Source organism: Pseudomonas sp. SDT291_1_S447 (assembly GCF_054070155.1).
Map to the genome: position 1 here is coordinate 1 of NZ_JBSVXS010000443.1, position 220 is coordinate 220.

The 220-nt window shown below is 53.6% G+C and carries 1 protein-coding gene; it reads left to right on the forward strand.

Translation table 11 applies throughout. From position 1 onward, the window contains the following. Nucleotides 1-156: 156 nt before the first annotated feature. On the forward strand, nt 157-220 hold a 64-nt coding region (locus ACW9IR_RS30290; protein WP_457466298.1), incomplete at its 3' end, for a hypothetical protein.

A 220-nucleotide genomic window follows, 5' to 3' on the forward strand; every position in this document is an offset into this window, starting at 1 on the left:
CTACAAAACCAACCCCGTGCGCCACATGGCCTCGGCTGCTGGTATGATGCGCCGCTTTTTCCGATCCTCTCTGAAACCACAGGCGCTTGGCGCAGTTTGTGCTTTGACTTAGAGGTCAACAAATAACGACGCAAGATAGCGTCACAGGGAGCCGGCATGCTGGAAAAGCTGTTTCAACTCAAAGCACACAATACAAACGTGCGCACCGAGATTCTCGCGG